Origin of the sequence: Hoeflea sp. Naph1, assembly GCF_046837775.1 — a bacterium.
In the GTDB taxonomy this organism is placed as follows: domain Bacteria; phylum Pseudomonadota; class Alphaproteobacteria; order Rhizobiales; family Rhizobiaceae; genus Hoeflea.
This window is the reverse complement of record NZ_CP177286.1, coordinates 3,779,594-3,792,959: the sequence shown is the minus strand read 5'-3', so window position 1 is coordinate 3,792,959 and position 13,366 is coordinate 3,779,594. Positions and strand designations below refer to the sequence as shown.

Genomic DNA, 13,366 nt, shown 5'->3' with positions numbered 1-13,366 from the left:
CCGCCATGTTAAATTGAGACATGTTGGGATGGATCAAGGCCGTTTTGGTGACTGCAGGTTTGCTGATGGCATTGCCCGGTGCGCAAGCGCTGGAGTCTGTGGATGTTGCGCTGGTGCTGGCGGTTGACGTGTCGAGGTCGATGTCGCCGCAGGAACTGGCGATCCTGCGCGACGGGTATGCGGCGGCACTCAATCATCCCGATGTGATGCGTGCGATCGCGCAAGGCGCCTATGGCCGGTTTGCGATCACCATTTCGAATGGGCCGGCGACACCGCCATTCGCGATGTTTTCGACTGGACAATAGTCGGATCGAAAAGGGACGCTGACACGGTGGCGGACATCGTTTCGCGTTCACGGCCGCTGGGTCAGCGGCGAACTTCGATCTCGGGAGCGCTCAATTATGCGCTCGGACGACTTGACGCGGCATCGTTCGAAAGCCTCCGAAAGGTAATAGATATTTCCGGTGACGGGCCGAACAATCAGGGTGATCCGGTTCTGGTTGCGCGGGCGGCTGTGCTTGAGAAACAGATCGTCATCAATGGTTTGCCGCTGATGACCAACGAGGGTACGGGCCGCGGCTTCAACATTGACGATCTGGACCTATATTACGCCCACTGCGTTATCGGTGGGCCAGGGAGTTTTCTGGTGCCGGTCACGGATCGGCAGCAGTTTCCGGAAACGATCCGCCGCAAGCTTATCCTCGAAATCGGGGGCACGGTATCACCGGAACCCAATGTGGTTCCCGTGGCGGCTCCCGCACTCCGGCGCCAAGGTGTTTCTGCTGCAGCCCCTGACTGCCTGATCGGCGAAAAAATATGGGAACAGCGACAATGGATGTTTGATGATCGATAATACCGCATGGGTGCGAGTGTATGCTTCAGATATATCGACGGTTAGGCTACAAACCCCGTTAAAATATTAACGGATTGTAAAACTCTGCGTTGCACATTCAAGCTACTGCAATTTAACTCCCCGGATTTTTCATAGTGCCTTTCAGAACACCATATAGCCGTGGGGCTCCTCTTGGCGGTTTCGAAGAACTGGAAGTCCTGCTGGTTGAAGATTCCCGCACCTATATCGCCGCCTTGAAGCAGCGACTTGAGGGGCAATACGGGATGAGGGTTGCCAGTTGCAGCACGCTTGAACACTTGCAGTCGGTGCTGGGGGAGGCGCCGGAACGGTTCGCGCTGGCCCTGATCGATCTCAATCTTCCCGGCGCGCCGGCGGGTGAAGCGCTCGACTTGGTGTTGTCGAAAAATGTGCCAGCCATCGTATTCACTGCTACTTTCTCGGATCTCAAGCGTACGCAGATACTATCAAAACACGTCGCCGATTACGTGCTCAAGGACGGTAAGGACGCGATCAAGAACCTGGTCAAGGCAGCGATCCGTATACTCTCCAATCGTGGCGCTCACATCCTGGTTGTCGACGATTCCAAGACCATGCGTGAAATGCTCGGCGAGCAATTGCTGCGGCAGCTCTACCGGGTGACGACGGTTGCCAGTGGTGCAGCTGCGCTGGAGGCGCTGGAAGAGGACGACGATTACGATCTTGCCGTCATCAATTACCTGATGCCGGAGATGGACGGATTGTCATTGGTCGAACAAATCCGTCAACGCCGGAATTTTGACCGATTGCGAATTATTGGCGTGTCCTCACTTGAGGACCGGACACTGATTGCGCGTTTTCTGCGCGCGGGCGCCAACGATTTTCTGCACCAGCCACTGGGCATCGAGGAGTTCCGCTGGCGGGTGGCACAGAATATCCAGACCACCAACCAGGTCCGACATTTGCGCGAATTGGCGGCGCGCGACTACCTCACTGGCTTGTACAACCGGCGGCATTTTTTTGACGACGGGCCGCACCGGGTGACAATGGCGCGCAAGCATAATCAGGCCCAGTCGCTGGCGATTGTCGATATCGACCATTTCAAACGGCTCAACGACACCTATGGCCACGAGATTGGCGATGTGGCGCTGAAAGCTGTCGCCAGGCATTTGGCGGACCTGTGCGGCAACGAGCACCTGCTGGCGCGACTGGGGGGAGAGGAGTTCGGAATTCTGATTTGCGGGCTTAGTTTTGTCGAGGCGCGCGAATTTTGCGAGACGCTCCGTTCGTCAATCGGGCAAATTCTGATCGCCACCGCCGATGGGGAGATTAACTTGACGATTTCCATCGGTCTCGCCGAGATCGCCACGGAAGAGGTTTTTGATAACTATCTCCATGCCGCTGACCAGTTTCTCTACATGGCCAAACATGCCGGCCGAAACCGCGTGTTCTCGGAAGCCGATGTTGGTAACAAGGCGGTCGCCTGAGCTGAGGCCGGATTGGCAGTGTTCTTGCAACGTGTTTTAGCTGGCGCTTGCAGACTGCGCGACGCCTCTTCGTAAAATAATCATTATAGCGCCGCTCAGGCTGCGGAGAGATACTGCTTGCGGTCCGCGCGTTCCTGCTGCGGAGAGCGGTCGTAGAGTTCGCGGTAGCACTTGGAAAAATGCGATGCGGAGACAAAGCCGCAGGCAACAGCAACTTCCACCACCGGCATTGGCGACTGGATAAGCAGGTGCCGCGCCCGGTCGAGCCGGATCTCCAGATAGTAGCGCGCGGGCGAGCGGCCCATTTCCTGGCGGAACAGTCTTTCGATCTGCCGCCGTGACAGGCCAGCATCGTCGGCGATCTCGATCAACGACAGCGGTTCGGAGAGATTGGCTTCCATCAATTCGATGATCGACAGCACCTTGGCGTTCTGGACGCCGAGGCGCGCGCGCAGCGGCAACCGCTGACGGTCATGGGCGTTGCGGACGCGGTCGGTGAGCGCCATTTCGCAGATGCGGTTGACCAGCGTGTCGTCGTGGTCTTCGCCGATCAGCCGGAGCATCATGTCGAGCGCTGCGGTGCCCCCGGCGCAGGTATGAATGGCGCCGTCGATCTCATAAAGGTCGGCGAACACATTGGCCTTGGGGAAGGCTTCGGCAAAGCCGGGCAGGTTTTCCCAGTGAATGGCGCATCGCCGGCCGGAAAGCAGGCCGGCCATGGCAAGAATGTGAGCGCCGGTACACAGGCCGCCAATGGCGACGCCGCGGTTGTGTTCCTCGCGCAGCCAGGCCAATACCGACTTGTTGTTGAACCGTTCGACATTGGTCCCCGAGCAGACAAACGCCATGGTTGGCCGATTTTCGCCTGACAGATTGCGCCGCTCTTCCGCCAGCGATGTGTTGACGGCAATTTCGACCTGACTGGAAGCTTTGACTGGTGCCCCGTCATGTGATGTCAGGCGCCATTTATAGCACTCGTAGCCCAGCATCCTGTTGGCCAGTCGCAACGGCTCGACCGCCATCGCAAAGGCGATCATGGAGAAATCCGGGACCAGAAAAAAGACGATTGAACGCTTGTGCTTGTTTTGTGGCGGCATGCCCAAATCCTTTGCGCGCCCACGAAAGGCCGATGTCGCAATCAGGCCACAAAATTTGTGACTTGTCACTGCCGGGACCACGAATATTTCGGCATACGACACCGGCCTTGCAAGCTTCACACAAGCGGCCGGCCGGGGATCTCACTGATCACCCTTGCTGAAGGATAGCGTGGGTCAGTTGCGGGCCAACCAATGTCTTTCTGCAATTCGAGCGGGAGCTCATAAAGCTGGCGCCGCAATGCTCTGCGTTTGCGTTCGGCGCGCCACTGGCGGGCCTGTCGGGCAATACCGGATATTCCAAACATCGTCTCATCTCCTGTTCGATTTTGACCAGCCTGACTGGATTGACAACAACATCGCTCCATTGCATTGTTCAATCAAACGAAATGAATTGAGTAGAACGATCAACGGAATTGAATGATATGAACGCACCTCTCAATCATCCGCTGATGATGCTGGACCCCGATGTTCTGCGCAGCTTCGTCGCAATTGCAGAAACCGGCAGCTTTACGGCTGCTGCGGCGCGGATCTACCGTACGCCATCGGCTGTTTCGATGCAGATCAAGCGTCTGGAAGAGCAATTGGGCGTGTCGGTATTTTTGCGTGATGCGCGCAATGTTTCGCTGACCCATGATGGCGAGGTCCTGCTTGGCTATGCACGACGGCTGATTGCGCTCAACCGCGAAGCGATCTCGCGCTTTGTGTCCCCCGACGTCTCCGGCGTGGTGCGGATCGGATCACCGTCCGATTATGGCGAGGCGGTGTTGCCGGGTGTCCTCAAGCTGTTTGCCCAGTCGCACCCTTCCGTGGTCGTCGACGTGGTTATCGATGAATCAGCCAACCTGACCAAACGTTTTGCTTCCGGCCATCTCGACATCGCACTGGTCAGTTGTGCCCGGGATCCGCTGACCGAAGAAGACGAGGTGGTGATGACAGACGATATCGTCTGGGTTGGCGCCAAGGGCGGGCAGGCGCATCTGCTTGACCCGCTGCCGGTATCGATGTGGGAAGAAGGGTGCGTCTGGCGCGAGAAGGCGCTGGAAGCGCTTGAACAGGTGGGCCGGGCTTATCGTGTGGCGTTCATGACCTCGCATTCGGCGGGGCAACGAGCCGCGATCCTGTCGGATCTGGCAATTGCGCCGATGGGGCGGAGTTTTATAGGCCCCGATCTGCAGGTCCTGGATGATTGCTGCGGTATTCCGGCGCCGGGAGCCTATCATCTGCTTTTGAAGGTTGCCGCCAATCCGTCACCGCCGGTTTGTGCTGTCAGCGATCATTTCCGGGCCGGGTTTGAGCGCTTCAGCCAGACCGGTTCGTTTAACGCCTGAGACCGGTTGCAACCGGCTTGCCAGTTATGCCTGCGCCTCGCGGCGACGCCTGGCCATGGCAAGATGCGTAAGGATGGCGCAGCCATAACACCCCATGAGGAACACAGGCAAAGCAAGCGTTGCACCCGAGGCGAGGATGGCGAGCACAATCGGGGTGCCGATGCTGTTGCCAATATTGCCGGTCTGGGCAAGACCTCCATTGCCGAGAAGCCGATCTGAAAGTGATGGATTGAGTTGTGGTACAGCGGCAAAGCTTGCGCCTTGAACCAGGCCGAGGGCTATAAACAAGGTGATGAACAGCCAGGGAGAAGGACCTGTGAGCGCGAATGCCAGCATCAGCAGGATGGCGAGCGCGAAACCGGTGATGATTACCGTGACCGCCGGCAGGTAGCGCAATAACCAGGAGCCCAACGTGATAGAGGAGAGGATGCTGGCAAGCGGCATGGCCGCGGCCACCAGCGCACGGTGTTGGGGGGCGACCAAAGTCGGCGCAATTGCCATCAGGGCCACGAATGTCAGTGTGTAAAACAACCACCCAAGCGCCGGCGCTGCAATAAAGGGCGAGGAATAGACCGTCAGATGTCGGCGTGCGACCTCGCTGAGCGACGGCCATGACGGCGCGGCGCGGCGGTCGTGCAATGGCAGCGCCCAGGTCAGCAACACGGCGCAGGCGGCCATGTAGAGCGCATGTGCCGCCGACAGGCCACCCAGGCCGAAGGCGGTTACGGTCGGCTGCGCAACAACCGCCATGATGGCGAATGCGACACCGAAGAAGCTGCCCCACAGCGTGAGCGCGGTGCCCTGATGCCGACCGACGGCAAGTTGGGCAATCAGGGTCGGAGCGGAAATGATGATGGCCAGATGCGAAAACCCTTCAAACACGCGGCTTGCCAGCATCCATCCAAAAGGCGGAAGCGTGGCCTGGAAAATCGAAACCGCGACACCGAGGATCAACCCGATGAGCAGCAACCGCCTGAGGCCGATCTGGATTGCGATAATCCCGGCCACCAGCCCCAGCACCATGCCCATGAAGGATATCAGCGATACGAGATAGCCCGACGCTGCGCCGGTTTCGCCGTAATGCGCCTGAAGCTCGGGAAAAATGACCACGACCTTGGCAAACTGCGCCGCCGCGCCCAGGCCTGCGGCCCATAGCGCGAGCACAAGAAACAGCGGTGATTTGAACAAGCCGGTCATCGCTCACCGGTAGCCGCATCGCCGATTCGGGTAAAGCGGGCCGGAGTTGAGGCAAACAGATCTTAGGTGTCGCATGCTGTACCGGTGGCAACCGGCGGATTGTACCTGCGTCAAACTCAAGCCGGGCCAGTGTCACAACAGGCGTCGCCCTGCTGCATTGGAGGGCAGGCGATGGTTCCGTACGAGCAGAACACGCAGCAATCGCCAGGCTTAGGTTTCAGCAACGCACCGCAGGACTTGCAGTCATAGAACCATTGGCACGCATCGGTTGGCATGGTCTCTGTCTCGGCATGTCCGCATTCAGGGCAGGTCAGCATGGATTGGAGCTGGGTCATGCCGCCTTGCGCCTCCAGAGCGCGTAGAGCGTCAGCAGGATGAAACCCGCGAGCATAGGCAACAGAACAACGTCGAGATAACCGACCAGCGAAGCCAGCCCGAGGAAGCCGAACAGAATCACGAGCACTGGCGTGAAACAGCACAAGGCTGCCAGCACGGTGCCAAAAACGCCTAAACGAAGTAGTCCTTTACCCGACATGCGGTTCCTCCTGCGCGCAAGACTAGCGCGCGCAGCGAGTGTGCTCACTACACATCTTCGCGATCTGTAGTGAGCGGTCCGAATGTTGCCGTCCGACCGTCAGCCGCGGCGGCGACCACCGCGGCGCCTGGCAACGCCCGGTTCGATGCCGTCAGCGGCGTCGGTGTCCACCGAACGCACCGGCAGTTGCACCTCCTGGGCCAACCGCGGGAAGGCGTCGACCTTGTTGGGGAAGGCCATGGCGTTGACGAAATGCTTCTGGAAATCGGATTCCAGCGCGGTTTCGATCTTTTCGATGCGGGTGACGGTATGCTCGATCTCGCGGCGATGGGTGCGGTTCAGGAGCGCCATGCGCGCACCGGTGCCGGCGGCGTTGCCGACGGCCTTGACCTTGGCGATCTCGCAATCGGGCACCAGCCCCAGCACCAACGCGTATTGCGGATCAATGAAGGAGCCAAAGGCGCCGGCAAGACCGATGCTGTCGACCTTGGTGATGCCCTGTTTGTCCATCAGCAGCTTGATGCCGGCATAGAGCGCCGCCTTGCCGAGCTGGATGGCGCGAACGTCGTTCTGCGACACCATCAGCTTCGGTTCGCCATCCTTGAGCAGGTAGGAGTATGTTCGGCCGCTCAGGACGATGCGTGGATTTCTCGCCGCCAACTCGCCATTGATGACGCCATCCTCGGAGACGATTCCGGTGAGGTACATCTCGGCTATGATCTCGATGATGCCGGAGCCGCAGACGCCGGTGACGCCAACTTTCTTGGCTTGCTCATCAAAGCCGGGCTCATCCGACCAGGGTTCGATGCCGATGACGCGGTATTTCGGCTCGAGCGTAATTGGGTCGATGCGGACGCGCTCGATGGCGCCGGGAGCAGCACGCTGGCCGCAGGAGATTTCTGCGCCTTCAAACGCCGGACCGGTGGGTGAGGATGCAGCAACGGTACGGGACTTGTTGCCGAGCACGATTTCGGCATTGGTGCCGACATCGACCAACAGCATCATTTCGTCCTGGCGGTGTGGGCCTTCGGTCAGCGTTGCGGCTGCGGCGTCGGCGCCGACATGGCCGGCGATGCAGGGCAGCATGTAGACCCTACCGCCGGGATTGACCTCGATGTCGAGCTCGCTGGCCCGGACGTTAACCGGACCGGAGACTGCGAGCGCAAACGGCGCCCCGCCAAGTTCGGTCGGGTCGATGCCCAAAAACAGGTGGTGCATGATCGGATTTCCGACAAACACGGCGTCGAGGATGTCGGTGCGCTCGATTCCACCCTCTTTGCAGACCTTTCCGATCAATTCGTTAAGCGTCTCGCGAACGGCCTTGGTCATGCCTTCGCGACCCTCCGGGTTCATCATCACATAGGAGACGCGGCTCATCAGATCCTCGCCAAAGCGGATCTGCGGATTGGAGGTGCCCGATGAGGCCAGGGTGCGACCGGACAGCAGTGAGGACAGATGCATGGCAATGGTGGTCGAGCCGATGTCGCAGGCAATCCCGTAGGCCTCGTTCTTGAGGCCGGGGTAAAGTGCAACCAGCGTGGCCGGTCCGCCTTCGAAGGGTTCATGGATGGCCGCGGTCACCTTCCAGTCCCCCTTGCGCAGAATCTTCTGCACTTCGGCATAGAGATAGGTGTCGATCAGGAGATCGCTGAAACCCCAGTCGTTCTTGATTTGTACCAGCATCCGGTCGAGATCGCCGAGTGGTTTGTGCATGTCGGGTTCATCAACCTCGACGTAGCACATGTGCACAGCCGGATTGCGCTCGATCACTCTTCCGTCGGAATCCTTGCGCACCACCTGGGCGTTGACCACGGTATCCTGCGGAATGTCGACGACCAGATCGCCGAGGACCTTTGCCGTGCAGGAAAGCCGGCGCCCCGCTTTCAGGTCGCGTTTTTCGGCGTAGCGGATTTCATTGCCGCCGAAGGGGCTGATGTGTTCGTTGGACGAGGTGATACCGTGCTTGGCAAATACCCCCTCCTGCACTTCAACCTGACAGCGACCGCAGATACCGCGGCCGCCGCAGACACTTTCCACATGGACGCCCAATTGGCGTGCCGCTTCAAGCACCGGTGTATCAGTGGGAAAGCGGCCGCGCTTTCCCGATGGCATAAACAGGACGAGGTGGTCGGTCATTACAGGTCATGCGCCTCCTGAGCGGCCCGCGCGACCGCCGCGACGACGGCCGCCAGATCCACCGTCATTTGAAGGCGCGGCTGCTTGCGGCGCGGGCGCGGAGCCGGCCACATTCGACTGGTAGTCCTTGTAGGTCTTGATCCAGTTCATGCAGTTGGGATCAGTGCCGTTGAGCACATTGGCGGCGTGAACGGCTTCCATTTCCTGCGGACGGCAAGGATTCATGATCGCCGAGGTCATGCCGGCGCCGATCACCATCGGAATGAAGCCGGCATTGATGCCGTGCCGATGGGGGATGCCGAAGGAAATGTTGGACAGGCCGCAGGTGGTGTTGACCTTGAGCTCATGGCGCAACCGGTGCAGCAGGGCAAACACCTGGCGGCCGGCGTCACCAAGGGCGCCGATCGGCATTACCAGCGGATCGACAACCACGTCATGGGCCGGAATGCCGAAATCGGCGCAGCGCTCGACAATCTTCTTGGCAACGGCGAAACGTACGTCTGGATCCATCGAGATGCCGGTCTCGTCATTGGAAATTGCTACGACCGGCACATCATATTTCTTGATCAGCGGCAGAATGGCTTCGAGCTTTTCCTCCTCGCCGGTGACCGAGTTGACCAGCGGTCGGCCCTTGGCAACCTTCAGGGCTGCCTCGATCGCTGCCGTCACGGAACTGTCGATGGACAGCGGCACGTCGACCAGATCCTGAACGATTTGCAGCGTCTGGACCAGAAGTCCGGGTTCGGTCTCGTTCGGGTTGACGGAGGTAACGCCGGCATTGACGTCAAGCATGGAGGCTCCGGCGGCAACCTGGGCCAGCGCGTCCCTGATGACAGTGTCGAAATTGCCCTCGATCATCTCCGCAGCCAGCTTCTTGCGGCCGGTCGGGTTGATGCGCTCGCCGATCACGCAGAAAGGTTGATCAAAACCGATGATCAGTTCTCGGGTGGCTGAGGCGACGATGGTACGTGTCATGTGCGATCCTTGTTTTCAGGACATAAAGAATTCTTTATATGATTATACAGGTTCAGCGAACGTTGCAAGCCTCTGGGTTCATTCGACGGTCTCGGTATCGCCGGCAGCGCCCGCCAATTCGTGCGGGGATTGACGCGGTTCATCGAGGATTTCCTCCATACGGGCGGCGACCATTTCGTCATCCGGGCCCGGTTCCTTGCGCCACGGCCGGCGGCCCTTGAGCACACCTGATTCGTGCACGATTTCGGCGACAAACTCTTCCTGGCGGTAGGCCATGACATGAATGCCGGACACGCCTTCGATTTCCTTGACCTCATTGATGATGTCGATGCAGATCCGTTTGCCTTCGGCCTTCTGGTCCTGGGCACCTTCCAGCCGCTCGATAATGGCGTCGGGAATATGCACGCCCGGCACGTTCGAGCGCATCCATTTGGCCGTCCGCGCCGAAGCCAGCGGGCCGACACCGCACATGATGAAACATTCCTTGTGGAGCCCTAGATCACGCACCTGCTGCATGTAGTCCTTGAACATCGGCACGTCGTAGCAATACTGGCTTTGGACGAATTGCGCGCCAGCGGCGATCTTCTTGGCCAGCCGTAGCGGCCGGAAATCATGCGGCGGGGCGAAGGGATTGATTGCAGCCCCCATGAACAGTGCCGGCGCGGTGGTGAGCTTGCGGCCGGAAAGGAATTTCGAATTGTCACGCATGATCCGGATGGTTTCGAGCAGCGACATGCAGTCGAGATCGAACACCGGCTTGGCGCCGGGCTGGTCGCCCGCCTGGACGCCGTCGCCGGTCAGGCAGAGCACGTTCTGCACGCCCATGGCAGAGGCTCCGAGAACATCGCCCTGAATCGCAATGCGGTTCCGGTCACGGCAGGAAATCTGCAATATCGCGGCATAACCCATGCGGGTGAGCAGTGCGCAGATGCCGACCGACGACATGTGGGCGTTGGCACCAGACGCGTCGACAGCGTTGATGCCGTCGACCCAGCCGTCGAAAATTGCGGCGCGCTCATAGACCTCTTGCGGGTTGGCGCTGTCGGGCGGGTTGAGTTCGGCGGTGACGGCAAATTCGCCGCGCCGCAGAATGCGCTCGAGACGGCCATAGGAAGAATGGCCGGGCAACGGCTCGAGCGGCGCGCTGGGATCATTCGGATCGGTATCGACCTGGTTCATTGGCCGGCCTCCGGTTTGGCAGCCAGTTCCCGCTCTGCAGCGGTGGCGGCGGTGACGCGCAACCATGACGAGGTTTGCCCCAGGGACTGGTCGACCGGCTTCTGGACATTGAGGATATTGTCGCGTGCCTGCATCTTTTGCGCCCCCGACCAGGCTTGCACCCAGACGCAGGGCATGTCGGGTTCGACTTCACAATTGCCATTGGCACGGACCCCGCCACAAGGCCCATTGCGCAACTGCTTGGGGCAGTTCATCGGGCAGGACATGCCAGTCGACGAAAGCACGCATTGGCCGCACATCCGGCAATCAAACAGCAGGCCCTTGACGTGTTTTTCGATGAACTTGACCGGCGCTTCGGCGCGCTGGTAGCCAACCATCTTCCACATCGGATGCAGCATCAGGAACACTCTGGCAAAATGCGCATAGAACCATTCGAGCGTGCGCGCATGGCGCACCGACCAGAGCCGGATGGCAAAGCGGCGCGCATTTCGCCGCGTCGCCGAGACACCCGATGGTTTATAGGCAATCTTCCGGGCTGCCTTCTTGTTGAGGCTTGCCTGTGTGGTTGTGGTCGGCGCGTCAGCCATGGCTCTCCCTGCCTCCGCCCTTGACCAGGGCGACCAGACGCTCCTTGTCGTAGGCGGTTTCCAGCTCTGCCGCGGCGCTCTCCGCCTCGGCCTCAAGATCGTCGGAAACTTCCACCGGATCGGCACGACGCCAATCGGCGAGGTAATCATCGGTTTCAGCCGCGCCGGTGCGCATGGCGCACATGTCGATGGCTTCTGTGAACCGCAATGACAGTTCGCGCTTTGCGGTGGTGCGTCCTTTCTTGACGATCACCTGGGCAGGAATGTCGCGCCAGTAGACGATGATGCGGTTGGCCATGAAGTTCTCCTCGAGAGTTACAATGCGCATGGTGAAAATTCGCCGCTTCGCTGACGACGACGCGCGGCGCGTCAAAAACGACCTGCCGAATTTGGCTGGCTGGCGAAGCGATGGCCCGGTGTCTAACAAATCCCGTCGCGGGTTCGTCAAATATTTGTGCCTACCAGACTTTTCTGGTCAGGCCGGTCCACAGATAGGTCCAGATTGGCGGGTGAAACCGTTGAACCGAGGGCAGGGGGCTGGCTTTCGGCGCCAGTCTGCCGGTGAGTGCGTCCTCGACCGCGCGGATGGCAATGTCGCGCGAGCCGGCAGCCATCGCCATCGCGTCGGTGAGCAGTGATTCGCGCGGATCGGGGGAGAGAAAGGCCTGATAGAGGATGCCGCCAGTGTCGACGCCGGCGTCAACCAGATGCACCGTTGTGCCGTAATTGTCATGGTCGCCGGATGCGCGCGCCCACCAACCGCCTGCAAGCCCGCGGTATTTGGGATTGATGCCGGAATGATAGTTGAGCACCGGGCAGGGGATCGCCGCCAGAGTGGCACGGCTGAGCATGCGGCAACTGGCCAGGAAAACCACATCGGGTTTGATGGCTGCGATCAATGCCCGGCAATCCTCGCCATTGGCCGATGATACCGGCCTGACCGGAACAGTAGGTGATGGTTCGGTGTTCAGGCCATGGTGCTGGATGATCTCGGCTTCCCGGGCTTTGACAAAACGCTTGCCGAACCGCGACACCGACATGGTGAGAAACTGACCAGCGGTCTCAAGCCAGCCGATCTTGCGGGCTCGACGCCTGAGGAACAGAGCTTTGGATTCAGGTCGTTCGAGGGCTACTTCGGTGCCGCCGAAGCGCTCAGCGAGTGCGTTGATGATGACCCACGGGTAGGGGCCGCCCGCGGTAATGACGAGGATTTTTGGTGCGGTGGCCATGTGCGCTCCCATGAATGGCGTCGCGCAAGACTACTGCGTCCTGGGTTAAGATCCGGCTATCGTGCTTAGAACAGTTGCATCAGCAGTGCGCCGGTGGCTGCGACCACCAGTCCGGCGACACCGATCGCGATCAGGCCGGCAACCACGCCGACCAGAAGGCAATTGCCGTCACGCTCTGTGTGGGCAACACCAAGCACAGCGATGGCAAAGGCCGGCGGCCAGTTGCCAAAGGGAATCGGCAATACACAGGTGATGGCGAGCAGCAGCGTGAAAATGCCGAACAACCGTTCCCGCACAGGGCCGTCGAGCGGCCAGTTGCGGGGCCGCACCCAGGTTTCGGCACGGCGCAGCCAAGGCGAGACCCGCGTCACCATCCGCTGGAAGGTGGAGCGGTCGATGGCATAATCTGCAAGCGCGCGCGGCAACCAGACCTTGTCGTAACCGATCACCAGTTGCCAGGCGACGAAAACCATCGGCAAGCCGAGCACCATGGTTGCGCCCGGCGGCAGTGGAATGAGATTTGGCAGAGCGAAGACCAAGAGAAACGCACCAAAAGAACGGTCGTTCAGCGCGGTGGCAATTTCGCGCATGCTGACCCGTTCGCCCGCATCGCGCGCCAGCCGCTCGAGCAGCTCGGACAGTTTTTCGGGATGGCGGTGACTGCCTGCGGCGATTGCCGGAACAGACGATGCGAGGGACTGCGAACTCACTGTGAAAATCCGTACTTTGATGTTGTCCTCACATCTAAGCACGGATTGCTTAAAGAATATGGCGGAAACGGAAATTC

13 protein-coding genes and 1 pseudogene are annotated in these 13,366 nt (G+C 59.9%); 3 read left to right on the top strand and 11 right to left on the bottom strand.

What is annotated here, in order from left to right; genetic code table 11:
- The first annotated feature begins 20 nt into the window (after positions 1-20).
- Both ACK6D9_RS18255 and ACK6D9_RS18250 read left to right on the top strand, forming a co-directional pair.
- Positions 21-853 (top strand): annotated as a pseudogene (locus tag ACK6D9_RS18255) (DUF1194 domain-containing protein).
- Positions 854-987: 134 nt separating this feature from the next.
- Entirely contained in the window at positions 988-2,316 is a 1,329-nt protein-coding gene (locus ACK6D9_RS18250; protein WP_412049593.1) for a diguanylate cyclase, read from the top strand.
- A 95-nt stretch (positions 2,317-2,411) separates the two neighbouring features.
- Here the strand turns inward: ACK6D9_RS18250 and ACK6D9_RS18245 are convergent, their stop codons facing one another.
- Entirely contained in the window at positions 2,412-3,413 is a 1,002-nt protein-coding gene (locus ACK6D9_RS18245; RefSeq protein ID WP_322988375.1) for a GlxA family transcriptional regulator, read from the bottom strand.
- Positions 3,414-3,835: 422 nt separating this feature from the next.
- Between ACK6D9_RS18245 and ACK6D9_RS18240 the strand changes: the two genes are divergently transcribed.
- Positions 3,836-4,741, top strand: coding sequence for a LysR family transcriptional regulator (locus ACK6D9_RS18240; RefSeq protein WP_322988376.1), 906 nt, complete (start codon positions 3,836-3,838; stop codon positions 4,739-4,741).
- Between the two features lie 24 nt (positions 4,742-4,765).
- On the opposite strand, the gene ACK6D9_RS18235 is transcribed toward ACK6D9_RS18240, so the two are convergent.
- The 10 genes from ACK6D9_RS18235 to ACK6D9_RS18190 form a co-directional block, all read right to left on the bottom strand.
- Positions 4,766-5,938: an MFS transporter gene (locus ACK6D9_RS18235; RefSeq protein ID WP_412049592.1), complete on the bottom strand. Its 1,173-nt coding sequence runs from the start codon at positions 5,936-5,938 to the stop codon at positions 4,766-4,768.
- Positions 5,939-6,054: 116 nt separating this feature from the next.
- Positions 6,055-6,273, bottom strand: coding sequence for a GDCCVxC domain-containing (seleno)protein (locus ACK6D9_RS18230; RefSeq protein WP_412049591.1), 219 nt, complete (start codon positions 6,271-6,273; stop codon positions 6,055-6,057).
- Positions 6,270-6,473: a mercury resistance system transport protein MerF gene (merF, locus tag ACK6D9_RS18225; protein WP_412049590.1), complete on the bottom strand. Its 204-nt coding sequence runs from the start codon at positions 6,471-6,473 to the stop codon at positions 6,270-6,272. Before merF ends, ACK6D9_RS18230 begins: the two co-directional genes overlap by 4 nt.
- A 99-nt stretch (positions 6,474-6,572) precedes the next feature.
- Positions 6,573-8,609: an ASKHA domain-containing protein gene (locus ACK6D9_RS18220; protein ID WP_412049589.1), complete on the bottom strand. Its 2,037-nt coding sequence runs from the start codon at positions 8,607-8,609 to the stop codon at positions 6,573-6,575.
- Positions 8,610-8,615: 6 nt separating this feature from the next.
- Complete coding sequence (locus tag ACK6D9_RS18215) at positions 8,616-9,584, bottom strand: methyltetrahydrofolate cobalamin methyltransferase (RefSeq protein ID WP_322988381.1); 969 nt, start codon at positions 9,582-9,584, stop codon at positions 8,616-8,618.
- 78 nt (positions 9,585-9,662) lie between these two features.
- Positions 9,663-10,763 carry a methylenetetrahydrofolate reductase gene (locus ACK6D9_RS18210; RefSeq protein ID WP_322988382.1) on the bottom strand — a complete coding sequence of 367 codons (1,101 nt, stop codon included), beginning with the start codon at positions 10,761-10,763 and terminating at the stop codon, positions 9,663-9,665.
- Positions 10,760-11,350 (bottom strand): methylenetetrahydrofolate reductase C-terminal domain-containing protein, encoded by a 591-nt coding sequence (locus tag ACK6D9_RS18205; protein WP_322988383.1) that lies wholly within the window; start codon positions 11,348-11,350, stop codon positions 10,760-10,762. Before ACK6D9_RS18205 ends, ACK6D9_RS18210 begins: the two co-directional genes overlap by 4 nt.
- Positions 11,343-11,648, bottom strand: a complete 306-nt coding sequence (locus tag ACK6D9_RS18200) for a virulence factor (protein WP_267656129.1) — start codon at positions 11,646-11,648, stop codon at positions 11,343-11,345. Before ACK6D9_RS18200 ends, ACK6D9_RS18205 begins: the two co-directional genes overlap by 8 nt.
- A 160-nt stretch (positions 11,649-11,808) precedes the next feature.
- Positions 11,809-12,579 (bottom strand): formyl transferase, encoded by a 771-nt coding sequence (locus ACK6D9_RS18195; protein ID WP_412049588.1) that lies wholly within the window; start codon positions 12,577-12,579, stop codon positions 11,809-11,811.
- 65 nt (positions 12,580-12,644) lie between these two features.
- The gene (locus tag ACK6D9_RS18190; protein WP_322988385.1) at positions 12,645-13,289 is read right to left on the bottom strand and encodes an exopolysaccharide biosynthesis protein; all 645 of its coding nucleotides are present in this window, start codon (positions 13,287-13,289) and stop codon (positions 12,645-12,647) included.
- Positions 13,290-13,366: the final 77 nt, after the last annotated feature.

Excerpts from the sequence above, each read along its gene's own strand:
- ACK6D9_RS18245 (WP_322988375.1), bottom strand. The coding sequence starts at position 3,413 with ATGCCGCCACAAAACAAGCACAAGCGTTCAATCGTCTTTTTTCTGGTC.
- ACK6D9_RS18240 (WP_322988376.1), top strand. The coding sequence starts at position 3,836 with ATGAACGCACCTCTCAATCATCCGCTGATGATGCTGGACCCCGATGTT.
- ACK6D9_RS18235 (WP_412049592.1), bottom strand. The coding sequence starts at position 5,938 with ATGACCGGCTTGTTCAAATCACCGCTGTTTCTTGTGCTCGCGCTATGG.
- ACK6D9_RS18230 (WP_412049591.1), bottom strand. The coding sequence starts at position 6,273 with ATGACCCAGCTCCAATCCATGCTGACCTGCCCTGAATGCGGACATGCC.
- merF (WP_412049590.1), bottom strand. The coding sequence starts at position 6,473 with ATGTCGGGTAAAGGACTACTTCGTTTAGGCGTTTTTGGCACCGTGCTG.
- ACK6D9_RS18220 (WP_412049589.1), bottom strand. The coding sequence starts at position 8,609 with ATGACCGACCACCTCGTCCTGTTTATGCCATCGGGAAAGCGCGGCCGC.
- ACK6D9_RS18215 (WP_322988381.1), bottom strand. The coding sequence starts at position 9,584 with ATGACACGTACCATCGTCGCCTCAGCCACCCGAGAACTGATCATCGGT.
- ACK6D9_RS18210 (WP_322988382.1), bottom strand. The coding sequence starts at position 10,763 with ATGAACCAGGTCGATACCGATCCGAATGATCCCAGCGCGCCGCTCGAG.
- ACK6D9_RS18205 (WP_322988383.1), bottom strand. The coding sequence starts at position 11,350 with ATGGCTGACGCGCCGACCACAACCACACAGGCAAGCCTCAACAAGAAG.
- ACK6D9_RS18200 (WP_267656129.1), bottom strand. The coding sequence starts at position 11,648 with ATGGCCAACCGCATCATCGTCTACTGGCGCGACATTCCTGCCCAGGTG.
- ACK6D9_RS18195 (WP_412049588.1), bottom strand. The coding sequence starts at position 12,579 with ATGGCCACCGCACCAAAAATCCTCGTCATTACCGCGGGCGGCCCCTAC.